Below are 18887 nucleotides of genomic sequence, written 5' to 3'. Positions count from 1 at the left end.
GCCCTTACTTTCCTTCCGCGCTTTGGAGACATGGTATGCCCGTAGATACGCGTGAACCTGTAAACCAGCCGTTGATCGAGCAGCGCTCCATCGACTACATCCCGGAGGCCGAGCGCCATGGCCGGTTAGGTAGCCAGTTCAGCCTGTGGCTGAGCGCCAACCTGCAGATCACCGCCATCGTAACGGGCGCGCTGGCAGTGGTACTGGGAGGCGATGTGTTCTGGTCGCTGGTGGGCTTGCTGATCGGGCAACTGCTGGGCGGGGCCGTCATGGCCCTGCATGCTGCCCAAGGCCCGCGCCTGGGGTTGCCGCAGATGATCTCCAGCCGTGTGCAGTTCGGTGTCTACGGAGCGGTGATTCCCTTGGTGCTGGTGTGCTTGATGTACATAGGCTTTTCGGCCAGCGGCTCGGTACTGGCCGGGCAGGCTATTGCGCAATTGACCGGCCTGGCGGACTGGCAAGGCATTGGTCTGTTCGCCGCCATCATCGTCCTGTTCACGGTGTTCGGCTATCGCGTCATTCATCTGATAGGCCGCGTGGCCAGTGTCTTGGGCGTGCTGGCGTTTGCCTATCTTTTCTATGCCTTGCTGGCTGGTAACGATATGTCGGCACTGTTGGCCAACAGGCATTTCTCCCTGAGCAGTTTCCTGCTGGCCGTGTCCCTGTCCGCTTCTTGGCAGATCGCCTTCGGCCCCTATGTAGCGGACTACTCCCGTTACCTGCCGCGCAGTACGTCAGCGGCGGGCACCTTCTGGGCAGTTGGGTTGGGTTCAGTGATCGGTGCGCAGGCCGCCATGGTATTCGGGGTGTTTGCCGCGGCGTTGGCGGGTAAGGGGTTCGCGCACCACGAGGTAGCGTTCATTGTCGGGCTGGGCGGCACAGGGGCAATTGCCGCTCTGCTGTACTTCAGCATTGCCTTTGGCAAGCTCACCATCACCATTCTTAACGCCTACGGCAGCTTTATGTCGGTGGCGACCATTGTTACGGGGTTATCCGGCCAACGCCGGATCAGCCCCACTGTGCGAACGCTGTGCATCCTGTGCATGGTGCTGGTGTCGACCAGCCTGGCCTTGCTGGGCAAGGATTCGTTTCTCAAGGACTTCTCGGCCTTTATTCTGTTTCTGCTGGCGTTCTTTACACCTTGGAGCGCCATCAACCTGGTGGACTACTACTGCATCAGCAAGGAGCGCTATGACCTTCCAGCGCTCAACGACCCTCAAGGCCGCTATGGCGCCTGGAATACCTTAGGGATCACCGTATACGTGCTCGGTGTGCTGATTCAGATGCCGTTCATTGCCACGCACTTCTACACCGGGCCTCTGGTAGCGCACCTGGGCGATACGGACATCTCATGGATCATCGGCCTGGTGGTGCCGGCCGTGGTGTATTACTGGGCCGCGCGCCGCTGGCCCCGGCCGGTGCCTGCCCAGTTGATCCTGCCGGCTGATGCTGGATATGAGGCAGGTCAACAGTTGGGCGGGGTGGGTGCAGTATGAGCCGCTGCGCTGTCGTTGCTGTCCTAGGATGGTGATATAGCCATGACGAGCGCAGCCCATGTTTCCAGACAGCTTTACGTTTTCCATTGCCGATTGGGTCAATACCTGGGTCGACCTGTTGGTGGGTCGTTACGGAGACAACTTGCGGCAGGTGTCCGATGCTCTGCTCGGTGTGCTGGTGGGGCTGGAGAGCCTGTTGCGGGCAACGCCCTGGTGGCTGCTGTTGCTCGTTGTGGCAGGGCTGGCCTGGCATGCCAGCCGACGTTGGTACATGGGGGTGCTGATGGCGGGCTTGCTGTTTATGGTGGGCGCCGTCGGCTTATGGGACAAGCTGCTGCAAACCCTGGCACTGGTTCTTGTGGCCACTACCCTGGCTGTTGTTATCGGCGTGCCCTTGGGCGTGCTGGCCGCCCGTTTTGCGCGGGTGCGCGCAGTGTTGCTGCCCTTGTTGGACGTGATGCAGACATTACCCAGCTTCGTCTACCTGATTCCCGTGTTGATGCTGTTCGGGTTGGGCAAGGTGCCCGCCATCTTCGCCACCGTGGTGTATGCCATTGCGCCGGTTATTCGCCTGACCGAACTGGGTATCCGCCAGGTAGACCGGGAGGTAATGGAAGCCGTCAACGCCTTCGGCGCCAGCCCTTGGCAGCAACTGACCGGCGTGCAGCTACCCTTGGCGCTGCCCAGCATCATGGCCGGTATCAACCAGACCACCATGCTGGCGCTGTCCATGGTGGTGATCGCGTCCATGATCGGCGCACGTGGGCTGGGGGAGGACGTGCTCGCCGGTATCCAGACGCTCAATGTAGGCAAAGGCCTGGAAGCCGGGCTGGCGATCGTGGCCTTGGCAATCGTGATCGACCGTATTACCCAGGCCTATGGTCAGCCTCGCCGGAGGGTGCGCTGATGAGCCTTATCGAACTGCGCCACGTGACCAAGGTATTCGGCCCTCGCCCTGAACAGGCGCTCAAGCTGCTGGATGCAGGAGCCGACAAGGCCCGCATCCTGGCCGACACCGGTTGTGTGGTGGGGGTGACAGACGTGTCCTTGAACATTGAAGCTGGAGAAGTGTTCGTGATCATGGGCTTGTCCGGCTCAGGCAAGTCCACGCTGGTGCGGCACTTGAACCGGCTGATCGAGCCTTCACGGGGCGAGGTGCTTGTGCAAGGGGAAAATGTGCTGAGCTATGGGGCGTCCCGCTTGCGCGAGTTCCGCCAGCGCGACGTCAGCATGGTGTTCCAGGGGTTTGGCTTGCTGCCCCATAAAAATGTCGTGGATAACGTGGCCTATGGGCTCAGGCTACGCGGTGAGTCCGCCGCTACCTGCCGGGAGCAGGCGCATCACTGGATCAGCCAGGTGGGCCTTGAAGGCTATGCACAGCACTGGCCAGAGCAGCTGTCTGGCGGCATGCGGCAGCGGGTGGGCCTGGCCCGCGCCTTGGCCACCGACACCCCCATCCTGTTGCTGGACGAGGCTTTCAGCGCGCTTGACCCGCTGATTCGCGCAGACCTACAGGCACAGTTGCGCGAGCTGCAAGCGCGCCTGCACAAGACCATTGTGTTCATTACCCATGACCTTGACGAAGCGCTGCGCCTCGGCGACCGCATTGCCATCCTGCGGGATGGCCGCCTGGTTCAGGTGGGCACCCCTAATCACATACTTCAGCACCCAGCGGACGACTACGTAGCCCGGTTCGTGCAGGGGGCTAACGGCAAGCTTTGAGCGGCAAGCTTCAAGCTTCAAGCCATAAGCCATAAGCCATAAGCCATAAGCCATAAGCCATAAGCCACTTGCAGCTTTCAGCTTGCAGCTTGCAGCTTGCAGCTTTCAGCTTGCAGCTTGCAGCTTGCAGCTTGCAGCTTAAGGCTCGCAACTAAACAAACCAGCGCCAACCCGGTTGGCCTGACGACGGAGGTTCAGATGCCAACCCTATGGCACAACTGCCATGCAGCGACCCTTGCCGAAGGGCGCTATTCGATCATTGAAAACGCGGGGATCGTAACCGAGGCCGGGGTTATTCAGTGGATAGGCCCCTTGGCCCAGGCGCCAGTTTCAGATGGGCAGGTTGACCTGCAAGGGTATTGGGTAACACCTGGCCTGATCGACTGCCACACGCACCTGGTGTACGGCGGTAACCGCAGTGGCGAGTTCGAGCAACGGCTGCAAGGCGTGAGCTATGCCGATATCGCTGCCAGTGGCGGAGGCATTGCCAATACCGTGCGGGCCACGCGAGCTGCTACTGAAGAAGAGCTGTTTAACAGTGCCCGCCGCCGTCTTGCGTGCCTTCAGCGCGAGGGTGTCACCACGGTGGAAATCAAGTCCGGCTATGGCCTGGACTTGACCAGCGAGCGCAAGATGCTGCGGGTGATTCGCCGGTTGGGTGCCGAACTGCCGGTTACCGTCAAGGCCACTTGCCTGGCTGCTCATGCCATTCCGGCCGAGTACAAGGACAACGCGGCGGGGTACATCGGCTATGTCTGCAACGAATTGCTGCCTGCGCTGGCCAGCGAAGGCCTGGTCGATGCCGTAGACGCGTTTTGCGAGTACCTGGCGTTTTCCCCTGCTCAGGTGGAGCAAGTGTTCCAGACGGCCGCGCGCCTTGGCCTGCCTGTAAAACTGCACGCCGAGCAGTTGTCCTCCCTGGGTGGGTCCAGCCTGGCCGCACGCTACCAGGCGCTGTCGGCAGACCACCTGGAGTTTATGACCAGCGCTGATGCAGCCGCCATGGGCGCCGCAGGCACAGTAGCGGTATTGCTGCCGGGTGCCTTTTATTTCCTCCGTGAAACCCGCTTGCCGCCTATGCAGGCGCTTCATGACCACAACGTGGCCATAGCCCTTTCAACAGACAGCAACCCCGGCACCTCGCCAACCTTGTCACTGCGCCTGATGATGAACATGGCGTGCACGCTGTTCCGCCTCACGCCCGAGCAGGCACTGGCCGGTGTGACATTGCATGCTGCGCGGGCACTTGGGTTGGGCAGCAGCCACGGTTCGCTGGAGGAGGGCAAGGTAGCGGACTTCGTAGCCTGGGATATCGAGCAGCCCGCAGACCTGGCCTACTGGTTAGGCGGAGATCTGGACAAACGCATCATCCGCCATGGGGCGGAACTCAACTTCACGCAGGCACGCCAATGAACGATACCTTTACTTTCAGCGCTGGCAGCTCACCGCTGCTGATCAGCGTGCCCCATGCGGGGCTGCGGCTTACCCCTGTTGTCGAAGAGGGGCTGTTGGAGGCCGCCCGAACACTGCCGGATACGGACTGGCACATTCCACGGCTATACGACTTTGCCAGCGGGCTAGGCGCCAGCCTGTTGGTTGGCCAGTACTCCCGGTTCGTTATCGACCTGAACCGCCCCGATGACGACCAGCCGCTCTATGCCGGTGCCACCACTGGCCTGTATCCCGACACGCTGTTTGACGGCACGCCACTGTTCAAACCCGGCCAGGCGCCCTCTCGCCAGGAGCGTGCCCGCTACCTTGAAGGCATATGGCGCCCCTACCATCAGAAAATCGCCGATGAGCTGGCGCGCCTGCGGAGCATTCATGGGTACGCGCTGCTATGGGATGCGCACTCTATCTGTTCCCGCATCCCCCGGTTGTTCGAGGGCAAGCTGCCGGATTTCAACCTCGGTACGTTCAACAACGCCAGTTGCGCTCCGGCACTGGCTGCTCAGCTGGAGCAGGTATGCGCTCAGGCCCAGGGCTATACCCACGTGCTCAATGGCCGATTCAAAGGCGGCCACATCACTCGCCACTACGGCGCACCGGCGAACTGTGTCCATGCCGTACAGCTGGAATTGGGGCAGGCCACCTACATGAGTGAGCAAGCGCCATTCGAGTATTTGCCCGACGTTGCCGAGCCTACCCGGCAGGTATTGCGCCAATTGCTGGAAACGATGCTGGCGTGGGGCGCGGCAAATCACCGAAGCGTTTAGGCAAGCATATTCAGCCGATTCAGGTTTATGATGGCCTACGGCTGACCAACCCCTTTCGGAGCGCCCGATGCTGACCCTGTATCCGCAGATCAAACCCTATGCACGGCATGATCTTGCCGTGGATGAGCCCCATGTACTGTATGTTGACGAAAGTGGTTCCCCGGAGGGTTTGCCGGTACTGTTTCTGCACGGGGGGCCGGGCACCGGTTGCGATGCGGCCAGCCGTTGCTACTTCGACCCCAACCTGTACCGCATCGTCACGTTCGACCAGCGAGGCTGTGGCCGCTCCACACCTCACGCCAGCCTGGAAAACAACACGACCTGGGATCTGGTGCGTGACATCGAGCGCATACGTGAACACCTAGGGATCGAAAAGTGGGTCCTGTTTGGCGGTTCCTGGGGCTCTACCCTGGCGCTGGCCTACGCGCAGGCCCATCCGGAGCGCGTTCACGGCCTTATCCTGCGGGGCGTGTTCCTGTGCCGCCCGCAAGAGTTCCAGTGGTTCTACCAAAGCGGGGCCAACCGGCTGTTCCCCGATTACTGGCAGGATTACCTGGCGCCGATTCCGCCAGACGAGCGCGGAGACCTGCTCAAGGCCTTCCACAAGCGCCTGACCGGCAGCGACCAGATCGCACAGATGCATGCTGCCAAGGCGTGGTCTACCTGGGAAGGCCGTACCGCCACCTTGCGCCCCAATCCACTGGTAGTGGACCGTTTCTCTGAGCCGCAACGGGCGTTGTCCATTGCCCGTATCGAAACCCACTACTTCATCAACAACGCGTTCCTTGAGCCCGATCAGTTGATCCGTGACGTGCCCAAGATCGCTCACCTGCCAGCGGTCATCATCCACGGCCGGTATGATGTGATCTGCCCGCTGGACAACGCCTGGGAACTGCACCATGCCTGGCCCAACAGCGAGCTGCAGGTGATTCGAGATGCCGGCCATGCCAGTTCCGAGCCGGGCATCATCGATGCACTGGTCCGTGCTGCTGACCAAATGGCCCGGCGCCTGCTGGACCTGCCGCTCGAAGAAGCATGAAGGGCCTGCTGCAGCGCGTGGCCAATGCGCGAGTAGACGTAGCAGGTGAAACCGTGGGGGCCATAGGGCAAGGGTTGCTGGTGCTAGTGGCCGTGGAACCGCATGACACACCGGCACAGGCTGACAAGCTCCTGCATAAGCTGCTCAACTATCGCGTGTTCAGCGACCCTGAGGGCCGCATGAACCGTTCGCTGAGCGATGTGGCCGGGGGGCTGTTGTTGGTGTCGCAGTTCACCTTGGCTGCCGACACACGCAGCGGCCTGCGCCCTGGTTTTTCGACGGCAGCTCCACCCCCACTGGCACGCGAGCTGTTCGACTACTTGCTCGGGCAAGCCCAGCAACAGCACCCAGGCACAGCCAGTGGCCGTTTCGGCGCAGACATGCAGGTGCATCTGGTCAATGACGGCCCTGTGACGTTCATGCTTGAGGTCTAAGCAGCCCTGCCGATGAAATAGTGCCTTCTGGGCTAAGATCTGCCGTTTTGCAGCAAAAATTCTTCCTATGCCCTGATGCGTTGTTTCGCAGGGTGCTAGATAATCGCGCGCCGGGGGGCTCCACAGGCTTGATCCCCCGGTTGTGTTCTAACGTGAGTGCTGGGCCGTGGCCGCTAGGGAATCATTAGCCCCTTTCGGAGTCGGAACAATGCTCGCCAACCCGGCAACCGCAGCTGGTCGTTGGTTCAATATCAGTTTTTCGGCGAGGGTAGCTCGTGATTGTCAGTCCATGTAACACACCAGGAACAACCAGCAAACGCTTGCGCAAGGCCCTGATGGCGGGCTCTGCACTGTTCTGCCTGTTTGGCGCTGGGCAACTGTGGGCCTTTAGCCTGGACGATGTTGCAGCAAGGGCAAAGGACCTTGCCGGGCAGAAATTCGAAGCGCCCAAAAGCAATCTTCCGCCTCAATTCCGTGACATGAAGTTTGCGGACTATCAGAAAATCCAGTTCCGCACCGACAAGGCCCAATGGGCCGACGACAAAACGCCCTTCAAGCTGTCGTTCTACCACCAGGGCATGCACTTCGATACACCAGTAAAAGTCAACGAAGTGACCGCCAACTCGGTCGAGGAAATCAAATACGACCCTGCACGTTTCGACTTCGGTGATGTGCAATTCGACCCCAAGTCTACTGAGAACCTGGGTTGGGCTGGCTTCCGTGTACTGTACCCGTTGAACAAGTCGGACAAGCAGGACGAAGTGATGACCCTGCTCGGTGCCAGCTATTTCCGTGTAGTAGGCAAGGGCCAGACCTATGGCCTCTCCGCACGCGGCCTGGCAATCGACACCGCTTTGCCTTCTGGCGAGGAATTCCCGCGCTTCACCGAGTTCTGGGTAGAGAAACCCAATCCTGAAGACAAGCAACTGATTATCTATGCGCTGCTCGATTCCCCCCGTTCCACTGGTGCGTACCGCATGGTACTGCGCCCGGGTACGGACAGCGTGGTAGACGTACAATCGCGCGTCTACCTGCGTGATCATGTTAGCCGCCTTGGCGTAGCGCCGCTCACCAGCATGTTCCTGTTCGGCTCCAACCAGCCGTCTCGTGTGCTCAACTACCGCCATGAGCTTCATGATTCCACCGGCCTTTCCATTCATGCCGGTAGTGGCGAATGGATCTGGCGCCCGCTGAACAATCCCAAGCACCTGTCGGTCAGCAACTTTACTGTTGAGAACCCGAAGGGCTTCGGTCTGCTACAGCGTGGCCGCGAGTTCGGCCGCTATGAAGACCTGGACGACCGTTACGACCGCCGCCCCAGTGCCTGGATCGAACCTCGCGGTGACTGGGGCAAGGGCACTGTAGACCTGGTTGAAATTCCGACTGCCGATGAAACCAACGACAACATCGTTGCGTTCTGGAGCCCGGAAAAAATGCCTGAGGCCGGTGAGCCACTGGAACACAACTATCGCATTCACTGGACAGCCGACGAAGCCGAGCTGCACTCGCCTGATATCGCCTGGGTTAAACAAACCCTTCGCTCCACCGGCGACGTGAAACAGTCCAACCTGGTTCGCCAGCCTGACGGCAGCGTGGCCTTCCTGGTCGATTTCGAAGGGCCAAAGCTCAAGTCTCTGCTGGACGACGCTAGCGTGCGTAGCCAAGTCAGTGTTGGCGACAACGCTGAGCTGGTAGAAAACAACGTTCGCTACAATCCGGAAACACAGGGCTGGCGCCTGACGTTGCGGGTCAAGGTCAAGGACGGCAGCAAGCCCGTGGAAATGCGCGCCGCCCTGGTACAGGACGTGGTTCCAGTGGACCCGCCCAAGCCTGTGGCTGAAACCAAGGCCGAAGAGCCTGCCCATGGCCACAAGAAAGGTGGCAAGCATGACAAGGCCGCTGAAAAAGCCGCAGCCCCTGTAGAAGCACAAGCCGCGCCACAGCCGGCTGAACCGGTCAAGACTGAAGAAGTGCTGACCGAAACCTGGAGCTACCAGTTGCCTGCCGATGAGTAACTCAATGGAACGCCCCGAAACGCTCTCCGAGTACCTGGCGCATTTGCCGCTGAGCCCGGAGCAGCGCAATGAACTGGCGCAGAGTGGCTCGTTTGCAGACCTGCATCAGCGCCTTTCACAGCCTTCTGCGGCTGGGGAAGGGGCGCAGGCCTCCGTTGCTAGTCGCCTTGCCATCGACTCGGCCGCCGAACTCCAAGACCACGAAATGCTTGCGGTGGATGCCGCTGGCCGGGTACGCCTGAAAGCCACCCCGCCCATTCGCCGTACGAAAATGGTCCCGGAGCCGTGGAAAACCAACATCGTGGCACGTGGCTGGCGTCGCTTGCTGGGCAAAGGCATACCGCCACAGCCCACCAGCGACAAGCGAGACCTGCCTAAGGCACGGTGGCGTACAGTCGGCTCTATCCGTCGCTATATCCTGCTGGTGCTCATGCTGGGGCAAACCCTCGTCGCGGGTTACTACATGAAGGGCATCATGCCCTACCAAGGCTGGGCCATGGTGGACCTGAACGAGGTCATCCACCAACCCCTCCTTCAAACGGCTCAGCAAGTGCTGCCCTATGTGCTGCAAACCAGCATCCTGATCCTGTTCGGCATCTTGTTCTGCTGGGTGTCGGCGGGGTTCTGGACTGCCCTCATGGGCTTTCTTGAGCTGCTGACCGGCCGCGATAAGTACCGTATCTCTGGGGCAAGTGCTGGCAACGAGCCCATAGAGCCCGGCGCACGTACAGCGCTGGTGATGCCTATCTGCAACGAGGATGTGCCTCGTGTGTTCGCAGGCCTGCGTGCGACTTTCGAGTCCGTTGCGGCGACTGGCGACCTGGACCGTTTCGACTTCTTCATCCTCAGCGATAGCTACGACGGCGACATTGCCGTAGCCGAGCAGCAGGCCTGGATGGATGTCTGTCGCGAAACGAAGGGCTTTGGCAGGATCTTCTATCGCCGCCGTCGCCGCCGCGTGAAGCGCAAGAGCGGTAACCTGGATGACTTCTGCCGCCGCTGGGGTTCGGACTACCGCTACATGGTGGTGCTGGATGCCGACAGCGTAATGAGCGGTGAATGCCTGACCTCGCTGGTACGGCTGATGGAGGCCACGCCAGACGCAGGCATTATCCAGACCGCGCCCAAGGCTTCTGGCATGGATACCCTGTACGCTCGCCTGCAGCAATTCGCCACGCGGGTATACGGCCCTCTCTTCACTGCCGGCCTCCACTTCTGGCAGTTGGGTGAGTCCCACTACTGGGGGCACAACGCGATCATTCGTATGAAGCCCTTCATCGAGCACTGTGCCTTGGCACCCCTGCCTGGCAAGGGTGCATTCGCAGGGGCCATCTTGTCCCACGACTTCGTCGAAGCGGCACTGATGCGCCGCGCGGGCTGGGGGGTATGGATCGCCTACGACCTACCTGGTAGTTACGAAGAGCTGCCACCTAACTTGCTTGACGAACTCAAGCGGGACCGGCGCTGGTGCCACGGCAACCTGATGAACTTCAGGCTGTTCCTGGTAAAAGGCATGCACCCGGTTCACCGCGCGGTATTCCTGACGGGCGTGATGTCCTACCTTTCTGCACCCTTATGGTTCTTCTTCCTGGTGTTGTCCACGGCCTTGCTGGCGGTCAATACCCTGATGGAGCCGACGTACTTCATGGAGCCACGGCAGTTGTACCCTCTGTGGCCACAATGGCATCCGGATAAAGCCATTGCCCTGTTCTCCACTACGATCGTGCTGCTGTTCCTGCCAAAGCTGCTCAGCATCATCCTGATCTGGGCCAAAGGTGCGAAAGAGTACGGCGGCGGCATCCGCGTTACCCTGTCCATGCTGCTGGAAATGTTGTTCTCCATGCTGCTGGCACCGGTGCGGATGATTTTCCACACCCGCTTTGTGCTGGCCGCATTCCTGGGCTGGGCGGCGACCTGGAACTCGCCACAGCGCGACGATGACTCTACCCCGTGGGGCGAAGCGGTACGCCGGCATGGGCCACAGACGCTGCTTGGCTTGCTATGGGCACTGCTGGTGACTGCCCTTAACCCAAGCTTCCTGTGGTGGTTGGCGCCTATCGTGGTGTCGCTGATGTTGTCCATTCCCGTGTCGGTGATTTCCAGCCGCACGAACCTGGGGCTTAAGGCTAGAAAGGAGAAGATGTTCCTGATTCCGGAGGAGTACGACACGCCGCAGGAACTGATTTCGACTGACGCCTACACAGAGGAAAACCGGGCTCATGCACTGCACCAAGGCTTTGTACGGGCAGTAGTAGATCCTCGTCAGAACGCCCTGGCCTGTGCCTTGGCCACGTCACGTCACGGTCAGGCGCAGCCAGTGGAAGCCATGCGCGAAACCATGGTAGAGAAAGCCTTGGCTGGCGGCCCAGGCGCAGTGGTTGGCAATGCACGGCTGTACCTGCTCAGCGATCCGGTGGCTTTGAGCCGCCTGCATCACCAAGTATGGGACACCCGTAGTGAGGCCTGGCTGTCGGCTTGGCGGGATTCGGTAGCTGCAGATCCTCATGCGCCTACATTGCCTATGCAACCGAGGGTAGTAGGAACGCTGGCTAACGCCTGATCCTATTAGGCTGAAAAACGATCGCGGGCTTTTCACGAAGCCCGCGATTTTTTTTGCGTGCCGAGCGCCATTTTGAGGTGGGCATGTTCCCAGGCTTCGCCTGGTCCAACAGGCAGGCGCGATTGGCCTTGCGAGCACTGAAGCCACCGGCTAAACGTGTAAAACGCCTATTAGAACAACCGTGATACCAATGCCGTCACAGCGGTTTCCACACGCAATATGCGCTCACCCATCTGCACAGGCTGGAGCCCCTGCTTCTGGAGCAGCTCCACTTCATAAGGTATCCACCCGCCTTCAGGGCCGATAGCCAAGGTTACAGGGCCTGGGAGCGCGCGCGGGCAGGGTGGGAAATCGCCAGGGTGAGCGATCAGGCCATGCGTACCTTGAGCCAAGGTAGCCAAGCGGTCCTCCACGAAGGGCTTGAATCGCTTTTCAACGATTACCTCAGGTAGCACAGTGTCCCGGGCCTGCTCCAGACCCAGTACTAGGTTCTCGCGGATGCTGTCCGGGTGCAGAAAAGGCGTTTGCCAAAAACTCTTCTCCACACGGTAACTGTTGACCAGAATCAGGCGCGGCACGCCGAGGGTCGCAATGGTCTGGAATACCCGGCGCAACATTTTAGGGCGAGGCAGGGCGAGTATCAGGGTCAGGGGCAGCTTGGAAGGTGGCGGGCGATCGAAGGCAACGCTCAGCTCGGCGTGCTCGGTATCCAGTGCGTGGATCACGCCATCGCCCATAAGCCCGTCAAGGCAACCCACTCGCACGCTGTCTCCAACGGCGGCCCGGTGTACTTCGCGCATGTGGGTAAGGCGGCGGCCTGCCAGCCGTACGCGGCCCTGGCCGATGAAGTCGGCTGGCTCAAGCAGCAGCAGGTTCATGGGCGAGTCGCGGGCGGCTGGTCGTTGTGGTTTTCAGCGGCGTCGGCTTCTTCACTGCGCTTGCGAATAAGCGCGCCAAACAGCACACCTATCTCAAACAGCAGCCACATAGGGACGGCCAGCAAGGTCTGGGAAAAGATATCGGGTGGGGTAAGGATCATACCCACCACAAAACAGGCAATGACGACGTAGGGCCTGGCCTTGCGAAGTGCCTTTACCTCTACCACGCCGATCCAGACCAGCAGCACGACAGCAACGGGAATTTCGAATGCCACCCCGAACGCGAAAAACAGGGTCATCACGAAATCGAGGTAACTGGTGATGTCCGTCATCATGGCCACGCCGTCTGGGGTCGCTGCCGCAAAGAACTTGAACATCAACGGGAAAACGATGAAATACGCGAAGGCCATGCCCGCATAGAACAGAAAGATGCTTGATACCAGCAAGGGAATGGCGATGCGCTTTTCATGGCGGTACAACCCCGGCGCGATAAACCCCCACACCTGGTGAAGAATCATCGGGATCGCCAGGAACAGCGACACTGTCATGGTCAGCTTGAAAGGCGTGAGGAACGGCGATGCCACATCGGTGGCAATCATGGTGGCGCCGGGCGGCAGGTAGGCCCTCAGCGGGGCGGACACCAAGGTATAGATTTGCTGCGCGAAGGAAAACAGCCCGGCAAATACCAGAAATACCACAGCAACACAGCGCAGGAGGCGGCTACGCAGTTCAGTAAGGTGGGACACCAGCGGCATAGGCTGGTCGTCTTCAGGAATCTGGCTCATGGGGCGGGTTTTGAATCCTCGGGCGCACGGTTTGCAGGTTGAGGCCCAGGCGTATTGCTACTGTCGGGCTCGGGGTTGGCCGGCGCAGCCGATACGGGCACCGCTGGGGGAACAGGCGGTGCAGTGGGTACGCCTGAAGAGGGCGTGTGAATCGAAGGTGGTGCCTGGTTAGGGGAGTGGGGGTCAAGCAGTTTGCGAGCTTCCTGCTCAAGCGAAAGAATATGTTCGTTGTGCAACTGTCGACGAATCTCGTCCGCGCCCAACTCCCGCTCGATTTCGGTCTTGATGGAATTGAAGCTGCGCTTGAGCCGGCCAATCCACAGGCCCGCCGTGCGTGCGGCGCCTGGCAGGCGTTCCGGCCCAAGTACCAGTAGGGCTACCAGCCCTACCAGTAACAGCTCGCTGAAACTGATCCCGAACATTGGCTCAGTCCCTGTTGGCGTCTTTGCGCACAGGTTCGTCTACACGCTGATGCTGGCCATCAAAAGTAGTAGGGGCAGGTGGGATAGGCGAAGTGGCCTGCGGATGAACCGGTTGCTGAGGTTCGGCAGGCTTTTCTTCGTCATTCATCGCCTTGCGGAAGCCCTTGATGGACTCACCCACATCCGTGCCCAGGTTTTTGAGCTTTTTGGTGCCGAATACCAATACGACCACGATAAGAATGACGATCCAGTGTTTCCAGTCGAAGATACCCATGAACAGCTCCGTAAATGAATTGAGGTTCAGGCCGACGGCTGGCGTGCCGCCTTCTCCGCATGGCCCGACAGGCCAAAGCGGCGTTCGAGTTCGTCCAGTACAGCCTGCGGGTGTTGGCCCAGCGCCGCAAGCATGACCAGGCTATGGAACCACAGGTCGGCGGTCTCGTAGATGACATCGCTGCAATCTCCACTACGTTCTGCGTCCTTGGCCGCCAGAATCGTTTCGACCGATTCTTCGCCCACCTTTTCCAGAATCTTGTTCAGGCCCTTGTGGTACAGGCTGGCCACGTAGGAACTATCAGCCGAGGCGCCTTTGCGCGATTCCAGTACCTCGGCCACGCGGGCAAGGGTGTCATTCATGGCTATGCCCCTGATAAATGGCAGCAGGGTCTTTCAGAACCGGCTCGACCGTGTTCCAGGCGCCGTTTTCAAAGACCCGATAGAAACAGCTTTCACGGCCCGTATGGCAGGCGATGCCACCCAGTTGTTCAACAGCCAGCACGATAACGTCGGCATCACAGTCCAGGCGCAGTTCATGGACTTTTTGCACGTGCCCGGACTCTTCACCCTTGCGCCACAGTTTGCCACGTGAACGTGACCAGTAGATGGCGCGGTTCTCTTGCGCGGTGAGCGACAGGGCTTCGCGGTTCATCCAGGCCATCATCAAGATACGCCCGGTTTGATGATCCTGGGCAATGGCCGGTACCAGGCCGTCGCTGTTCCAGTTGATCTCATCCAGCCAGTCTTTCATCTTCTGCTCCAACACATGTTCGGCTAGTGTGCCAGCCTCGTCCGCCACTGGCTATCCGCGTGCCACCAGGTACACCCCGGATGCCAGCATGACCCACGCCGGCCAACCCTCCAGGCTGCTGATAGTGCCGGCTGTCACAGCCATGACTGCACCAGCTGCAACCAGAATGCCGCCCACTACACGCAGCGCCATTTCTTCGCCCGTGCGCCGCCAAGGCGGGGGCGGATCATGGCGGTGTGGCTGTGACATGCGTTCCAGCAGGTCTCGGGTCATGCCCACAATGTGCGGAAGCTGCTCAAGCTGGGTTTGGGCATTGGCCAACAAAGTACGTGGGCTCATGCGCTGGCGCATCCAGCGTTCCAGGTAGGGTTGGGCCGTGGCCCACAGGTCCAGGTCCGGGTACAGCTGGCGGCCGAGGCCTTCGATGTTCAGTAGAGTTTTCTGCAGCAGCACCAATTGAGGCTGCACTTCCATGTTGAAGCGTCGAGCCGTCTGGAACAGACGCATCAACACTTGGCCAAAGGAAATGTCCTTGAGCGGCTTCTCAAAGATGGGCTCGCACACGGTCCGAATGGCGGCCTCGAACTCGTTGAGCTTGGTTTCAGCCGGCACCCAACCTGAGTCGATATGCAACTGAGCGACGCGGCGGTAGTCGCGTTTGAAGAACGCGAACAGGTTACGGGCCAGGTAATCCTGGTCTTCAGGCGTAAGGCTGCCCACGATGCCGCAGTCGATGGCGATGTAGCGCGGGTCCCAAGGGGTGACCGTGCTGACAAAGATGTTGCCCGGGTGCATGTCTGCGTGAAAGAAACTGTCACGGAATACTTGGGTGAAGAAAATCTCCACCCCGCGCTCGGCCAGCAGCTTCATGTCGGTGCGCTGGTCGGCCAGGGTGGCCATGTCATTGACCTGAACCCCGTAGATGCGCTCCATCACCAGCACTTTGGGACGGCACCAGTCCCAGTAGATCTGAGGCACATACAGCAGGTTCGAGTCTTCGAAGTTGCGCCGCAACTGGCTGGCGTTTGCAGCCTCGCGGAGCAGGTCGAGCTCGTCGTAGATGGTTTTTTCATAGTCGGCCACCACATCGATGGGATGCAGCAACCGGGCGTCGGCGGACACGCGCTCGGCCAGCCGGGCCAGTATGAACAACCAGGCGATGTCCTGGCTGATGATGGGGCGCAGTCCAGGGCGCACCACCTTGACCACGACCTCTTCACCCGTTTTCAACCGCGCGGCGTGTACTTGGGCCACAGAGGCCGATGCCATGGGTTCTACGTCGAAACGGCTGAACACGCTGGTGATCTTCACCCCCAGTTGGGACTCGATCAGTTGCATGGACTGCTGAGGGTCGAATGGCGGCACGCGGTCCTGCAGCCGCATCAACTCGTCGGCGATGTCTTCAGGCAGCAGGTCGCGCCGGGTAGACAGTATCTGCCCGAACTTGATGAAGATCGGCCCCAGGTCCTGGAGTGCCAACCTCAGGCAAGCGCCTCGGCTGAGCTGGCGGTTGCGGCGCGGGAAAGCCCGCCACGGCATGCCAAAGCGCAATAGCCGTAGCCACCACGGCAGGGGCAGCTCAAGGATAAGGTCATCGAGGCGGAAACGGATGGCAACGCGCAGGATGCGGAACAGGCGAAGTACGGCGGCGAGCAGCTTCATGCGTTATCGCTGGCTTCAAGGGTTCGGAGCAAACGGTCGAAACGCGCTTGCAGGCGGTCGGTATCCAGCTTGAGCTGGTCCAGCTCACGCAGGCGTGCGTCGGCTTCTCGCTTTCCGACCAGGGTTTGGGTTTCTTCGTTCAAGTAATCGGCCAGCGTGGCAAGCATTCGCTCACCGCCGCGTTTTGCCCATTGCGTATGCAGGCGAACATGGCTGCCTAACAGTGCGGCAGGAACCGGCCCTAGCCAGCGTGAGACTTCGTATTCCCAGTCCAGCGACAGGCCTTCCAGTACCGCCGCCAGCTCCATGAGCGCGGCACTGTCGCCGCTTAAGGTGACGTCCGGCGCGTGGAGTACACGCGTCTTGTCCTTTCGCAGTGCCAACTGCACAAGCGTGCCCAGGGGCGCACGCAATGTGCAGTCTGCTGGTGCCTCCCAGTGGCGTGCGAGGGTAAGCCCCTCGGGGCCCGGAATCACATACAGGCGCTGCGGGGGTTGCACGCAGTCCACCAGGATGACCTGGCCAGCCAGCCGTGCCAGCCGGGGCAGGGCGGTGCTGTCCAGGCGCAAGGTGGCATTGAGGCCTGCCTCGGCAGCGGCCAGCAGGCCGTCCGTGACCATCAGGGCTTGATGCCCCGGTGCAGGGCGACGATGCCAGAGGTCATGTTGTGGTAGGTCACGCGGTCGAAACCGGCATCACCCATCATGGCCTTGAGGGTTTCCTGGTCTGGGTGCATGCGAATGGACTCGGCCAGGTAACGATAGCTCTCCGAATCGTTGGCGATCAGTTTGCCCATCAGCGGCATGAAGGCGAATGAGTAGGCGTCATAGGCCTTGGACATGACCTTGCTGGTAGGTTTGGAGAACTCCAGCACCAACAGGCGACCACCGGGCTTGAGTACGCGAAGCATGGAGCGCAGTGCGTCTTCCTTGTGGGTCACATTACGCAGCCCGAAGGCAATGGTAACGCAGTCGAAGTGGTTATCCGGGAACGGCAGCTTCTCGGCGTCGGCCTGCACAAACTGCACATTGCCCGCTACGCCTAGGTCCAGCAGACGGTCCCGGCCTACTTTGAGCATGGACGCATTAATGTCGGCCAGTACTACTTCGCCGGTGGGGCCTACCAACTGCGAAAACTTGCGTGCCAGATCACCGGTACCCCCGGCGATGTCCAGTACACGGTTGCCCATGCGCACACCGGACAGCTCGATGGTGAAACGCTTCCACAACCGGTGCATGCCGCCAGACAGCAGGTCGTTCATCACGTCGTACTTGGCCGCTACCGAGTGAAACACCTCTGCGACCTTTTTCGCCTTCTGGCTTTCAGGGACGTCCTGGTAGCCGAAGTGAGTAGTGGGTTCGGCATCGCTGCCTTTGCGCTGATCGGTCATTATCGCTGTCACCGGAAAAAGTACTCGCCATTCTAATAGGCCGCGATGGCATTTGTCTTGGCGTATGGGGCTTGTGGCGATCCGCGTTAAGATACCGGCCAACTTTCCATGATCGAGGCCTTCATGAGCACTATCCGGGTAGAACGCAAGCATCAGCTGGGCAAGGAGGTCGCCAGGCAGAAGGCTGAGCGGTTGGTGGACAAGCTGGTAAGCAAGTACGACATGAATGCCGAGTGGAAGGGCGATGTGGTCGAGCTCACGCGCAGTGGCGTGACGGGCCAGGTAGCCGTGGGCGAGGATAACGTAGTGGTTGAGCTCAAGCTGGGCATGATGCTGTCGATGATGGGGCCCATGATCGAGTCTGAAGTTGACCGTGCACTGGACAAGGCACTGGCCTGACCTGAGGCGCTAGCTAGCTTGCTTGTAAATAGGCAGGCGTCTTTGGGCGCAAGCGGAACGATTGATCGTAAAACTCGACAAATTGCTGGTGCTGGTGGAATACGCCGCCCGCAATCAATGAGGAACGCATCAATGGCTGGCAAGAAAAAAATAGAAAAAGAAGCCGCGTCCCGTGTGGGCGGCATCGACAAGTCTTCCCGGCAGATCTGGTTGGCCGGGCTTGGCGCCTATGCCAGGGCAAGCGCCGACGACAGCAAGCTGTTCGACGAGCTGCTCAAGGAAGGCGAACAGGTAGAGAAGCAGGTGCGTGCGCAGGCCAGCAAGCCTGCAGACAAGGCCAAGGCCAAGGCCAGCGCACGCTCAAAGGTAGACGACTTGAAGGAAAAGGCCTTGGGCAAATGGGAGGCGCTCGAAGAGGCCTTCGATAAACGCCTCGATAGCGCCATTTCAAGGTTAGGCGTACCGAGCCGGCATGAAGTCGCCGCCTTGAATGAAAAGGTGGATGTACTCATGGGCGAACTCAAGCGCCTTGCCGATACCAAGGCGCCAAAGGCACCTCCAGCAGCGCCAGCGGGCCGTGCACCCAAGGCCTTGCCAGGTACGCCTGAGAAAGCCGATAAGCCTGCCGCGCCCAAGCCTGAGTTGAAAAAGGTGGTTGGCAAGGCTGCGGCCAGCCCGGCAGCCAAGCCTGCGGCCTCCAGCGCTCCCTTACCCGATGCTGACAAGAAAACCCGCTCCCGCAAGCCTGCAATGAAAGCCGTGCCGACCGATGCTGTGCCAGCCACTGATAAGGCCGATTCGAACGCCTGAAGTGCAAACCTGGGCACGCCTCTGCTAGCAGA

20 protein-coding genes are annotated in these 18887 nt (G+C 60.3%); 11 read left to right on the top strand and 9 right to left on the bottom strand.

The window, feature by feature from the left end; genetic code table 11:
* Positions 1–35 precede the first annotated feature (35 nt).
* From ACSAMW_RS13515 to mdoH, 9 genes are all read left to right on the top strand, one after another.
* Positions 36–1496, top strand: a complete 1461-nt coding sequence (locus ACSAMW_RS13515) for a purine-cytosine permease family protein (RefSeq protein WP_500590729.1) — start codon at positions 36–38, stop codon at positions 1494–1496.
* Positions 1497–1554: 58 nt separating this feature from the next.
* Positions 1555–2403, top strand: a complete 849-nt coding sequence (locus ACSAMW_RS13510; RefSeq protein ID WP_500590728.1) for an ABC transporter permease — start codon at positions 1555–1557, stop codon at positions 2401–2403.
* A complete protein-coding gene (locus ACSAMW_RS13505; protein WP_500590727.1) occupies positions 2403–3218 on the top strand; it encodes a quaternary amine ABC transporter ATP-binding protein in 816 nt (271 codons plus the stop codon). The genes ACSAMW_RS13510 and ACSAMW_RS13505 overlap by 1 nt, the downstream gene beginning before the upstream one ends.
* 198 nt (positions 3219–3416) lie before the next feature.
* Positions 3417–4631 carry an imidazolonepropionase gene (hutI, locus tag ACSAMW_RS13500; RefSeq protein ID WP_500590726.1) on the top strand — a complete coding sequence of 405 codons (1215 nt, stop codon included), beginning with the start codon at positions 3417–3419 and terminating at the stop codon, positions 4629–4631.
* Entirely contained in the window at positions 4628–5434 is an 807-nt protein-coding gene (gene hutG / locus ACSAMW_RS13495) for an N-formylglutamate deformylase (RefSeq protein ID WP_500590725.1), read from the top strand. The genes hutI and hutG overlap by 4 nt, the downstream gene beginning before the upstream one ends.
* A gap of 67 nt (positions 5435–5501) precedes the next feature.
* On the top strand, positions 5502–6473 hold the full coding sequence (gene pip, locus ACSAMW_RS13490) for a prolyl aminopeptidase (protein ID WP_168083055.1): 972 nt from the start codon (positions 5502–5504) through the stop codon (positions 6471–6473).
* Positions 6470–6907, top strand: coding sequence for a D-aminoacyl-tRNA deacylase (gene dtd / locus ACSAMW_RS13485; protein ID WP_168083053.1), 438 nt, complete (start codon positions 6470–6472; stop codon positions 6905–6907). The genes pip and dtd overlap by 4 nt, the downstream gene beginning before the upstream one ends.
* Positions 6908–7182: 275 nt before the next feature.
* Positions 7183–8922 carry a glucan biosynthesis protein G gene (locus ACSAMW_RS13480; RefSeq protein WP_500590724.1) on the top strand — a complete coding sequence of 580 codons (1740 nt, stop codon included), beginning with the start codon at positions 7183–7185 and terminating at the stop codon, positions 8920–8922.
* Positions 8915–11482 carry a glucans biosynthesis glucosyltransferase MdoH gene (mdoH, locus tag ACSAMW_RS13475; RefSeq protein WP_500590723.1) on the top strand — a complete coding sequence of 856 codons (2568 nt, stop codon included), beginning with the start codon at positions 8915–8917 and terminating at the stop codon, positions 11480–11482. The genes ACSAMW_RS13480 and mdoH overlap by 8 nt, the downstream gene beginning before the upstream one ends.
* 170 nt (positions 11483–11652) lie before the next feature.
* On the opposite strand, the gene ACSAMW_RS13470 is transcribed toward mdoH, so the two are convergent.
* From ACSAMW_RS13470 to ubiE, 9 genes are read right to left on the bottom strand one after another with little or no spacing between them, the layout of a single operon-like run.
* A complete protein-coding gene (locus ACSAMW_RS13470) occupies positions 11653–12360 on the bottom strand; it encodes a 16S rRNA (uracil(1498)-N(3))-methyltransferase (protein ID WP_500590722.1) in 708 nt (235 codons plus the stop codon).
* On the bottom strand, positions 12357–13145 hold the full coding sequence (tatC, locus tag ACSAMW_RS13465) for a twin-arginine translocase subunit TatC (protein WP_168083047.1): 789 nt from the start codon (positions 13143–13145) through the stop codon (positions 12357–12359). Before tatC ends, ACSAMW_RS13470 begins: the two co-directional genes overlap by 4 nt.
* The gene (tatB, locus tag ACSAMW_RS13460; RefSeq protein ID WP_500590721.1) at positions 13142–13567 is read right to left on the bottom strand and encodes a Sec-independent protein translocase protein TatB; all 426 of its coding nucleotides are present in this window, start codon (positions 13565–13567) and stop codon (positions 13142–13144) included. Before tatB ends, tatC begins: the two co-directional genes overlap by 4 nt.
* Positions 13568–13571: 4 nt before the next feature.
* Positions 13572–13841: a twin-arginine translocase TatA/TatE family subunit gene (locus ACSAMW_RS13455; protein WP_168083043.1), complete on the bottom strand. Its 270-nt coding sequence runs from the start codon at positions 13839–13841 to the stop codon at positions 13572–13574.
* Between the two features lie 26 nt (positions 13842–13867).
* On the bottom strand, positions 13868–14203 hold the full coding sequence (locus ACSAMW_RS13450) for a phosphoribosyl-ATP diphosphatase (RefSeq protein WP_168083041.1): 336 nt from the start codon (positions 14201–14203) through the stop codon (positions 13868–13870).
* The gene (gene hisI / locus ACSAMW_RS13445) at positions 14196–14594 is read right to left on the bottom strand and encodes a phosphoribosyl-AMP cyclohydrolase (protein ID WP_500590720.1); all 399 of its coding nucleotides are present in this window, start codon (positions 14592–14594) and stop codon (positions 14196–14198) included. Before hisI ends, ACSAMW_RS13450 begins: the two co-directional genes overlap by 8 nt.
* A 51-nt stretch (positions 14595–14645) precedes the next feature.
* Positions 14646–16256, bottom strand: coding sequence for a ubiquinone biosynthesis regulatory protein kinase UbiB (gene ubiB, locus ACSAMW_RS13440; protein ID WP_500590719.1), 1611 nt, complete (start codon positions 16254–16256; stop codon positions 14646–14648).
* Positions 16253–16876 (bottom strand): ubiquinone biosynthesis accessory factor UbiJ, encoded by a 624-nt coding sequence (locus tag ACSAMW_RS13435; RefSeq protein WP_500590718.1) that lies wholly within the window; start codon positions 16874–16876, stop codon positions 16253–16255. Before ACSAMW_RS13435 ends, ubiB begins: the two co-directional genes overlap by 4 nt.
* Positions 16876–17646, bottom strand: coding sequence for a bifunctional demethylmenaquinone methyltransferase/2-methoxy-6-polyprenyl-1,4-benzoquinol methylase UbiE (ubiE, locus tag ACSAMW_RS13430; RefSeq protein WP_168083033.1), 771 nt, complete (start codon positions 17644–17646; stop codon positions 16876–16878). The genes ACSAMW_RS13435 and ubiE overlap by 1 nt, the downstream gene beginning before the upstream one ends.
* Before the next feature lie 123 nt (positions 17647–17769).
* Here ubiE and ACSAMW_RS13425 point away from each other — a divergent pair, with 123 nt between their 5' ends.
* Both ACSAMW_RS13425 and ACSAMW_RS13420 read left to right on the top strand, forming a co-directional pair.
* Positions 17770–18045 (top strand): polyhydroxyalkanoic acid system family protein, encoded by a 276-nt coding sequence (locus ACSAMW_RS13425; protein ID WP_168083031.1) that lies wholly within the window; start codon positions 17770–17772, stop codon positions 18043–18045.
* Between the two features lie 132 nt (positions 18046–18177).
* Entirely contained in the window at positions 18178–18855 is a 678-nt protein-coding gene (locus ACSAMW_RS13420; protein WP_500590717.1) for a phasin family protein, read from the top strand.
* Positions 18856–18887: the final 32 nt, after the last annotated feature.

The sequence above is a fragment of the Pseudomonas sp. AB39(2026) genome, assembly GCF_059831485.1.
Note: the sequence above shows the minus strand (reverse complement) of the source record. Positions and strands in the feature narration are given on the sequence as shown.

Coding starts and splice junctions, on each gene's coding strand:
- ACSAMW_RS13470 (WP_500590722.1), bottom strand. CDS start 12,360: ATGAACCTGCTGCTGCTTGAGCCAGCCGACTTCATCGGCCAGGGCCGC.
- dtd (WP_168083053.1), top strand. CDS start 6,470: ATGAAGGGCCTGCTGCAGCGCGTGGCCAATGCGCGAGTAGACGTAGCA.
- ACSAMW_RS13510 (WP_500590728.1), top strand. CDS start 1,555: ATGTTTCCAGACAGCTTTACGTTTTCCATTGCCGATTGGGTCAATACC.
- ACSAMW_RS13435 (WP_500590718.1), bottom strand. CDS start 16,876: ATGGTCACGGACGGCCTGCTGGCCGCTGCCGAGGCAGGCCTCAATGCC.
- tatC (WP_168083047.1), bottom strand. CDS start 13,145: ATGAGCCAGATTCCTGAAGACGACCAGCCTATGCCGCTGGTGTCCCAC.
- ACSAMW_RS13515 (WP_500590729.1), top strand. CDS start 36: ATGCCCGTAGATACGCGTGAACCTGTAAACCAGCCGTTGATCGAGCAG.
- hutG (WP_500590725.1), top strand. CDS start 4,628: ATGAACGATACCTTTACTTTCAGCGCTGGCAGCTCACCGCTGCTGATC.
- mdoH (WP_500590723.1), top strand. CDS start 8,915: ATGAGTAACTCAATGGAACGCCCCGAAACGCTCTCCGAGTACCTGGCG.
- ACSAMW_RS13450 (WP_168083041.1), bottom strand. CDS start 14,203: ATGAATGACACCCTTGCCCGCGTGGCCGAGGTACTGGAATCGCGCAAA.
- tatB (WP_500590721.1), bottom strand. CDS start 13,567: ATGTTCGGGATCAGTTTCAGCGAGCTGTTACTGGTAGGGCTGGTAGCC.
- pip (WP_168083055.1), top strand. CDS start 5,502: ATGCTGACCCTGTATCCGCAGATCAAACCCTATGCACGGCATGATCTT.
- ubiB (WP_500590719.1), bottom strand. CDS start 16,256: ATGAAGCTGCTCGCCGCCGTACTTCGCCTGTTCCGCATCCTGCGCGTT.
- ACSAMW_RS13455 (WP_168083043.1), bottom strand. CDS start 13,841: ATGGGTATCTTCGACTGGAAACACTGGATCGTCATTCTTATCGTGGTC.
- ubiE (WP_168083033.1), bottom strand. CDS start 17,646: ATGACCGATCAGCGCAAAGGCAGCGATGCCGAACCCACTACTCACTTC.
- ACSAMW_RS13505 (WP_500590727.1), top strand. CDS start 2,403: ATGAGCCTTATCGAACTGCGCCACGTGACCAAGGTATTCGGCCCTCGC.
- hisI (WP_500590720.1), bottom strand. CDS start 14,594: ATGAAAGACTGGCTGGATGAGATCAACTGGAACAGCGACGGCCTGGTA.
- hutI (WP_500590726.1), top strand. CDS start 3,417: ATGCCAACCCTATGGCACAACTGCCATGCAGCGACCCTTGCCGAAGGG.
- ACSAMW_RS13420 (WP_500590717.1), top strand. CDS start 18,178: ATGGCTGGCAAGAAAAAAATAGAAAAAGAAGCCGCGTCCCGTGTGGGC.
- ACSAMW_RS13425 (WP_168083031.1), top strand. CDS start 17,770: ATGAGCACTATCCGGGTAGAACGCAAGCATCAGCTGGGCAAGGAGGTC.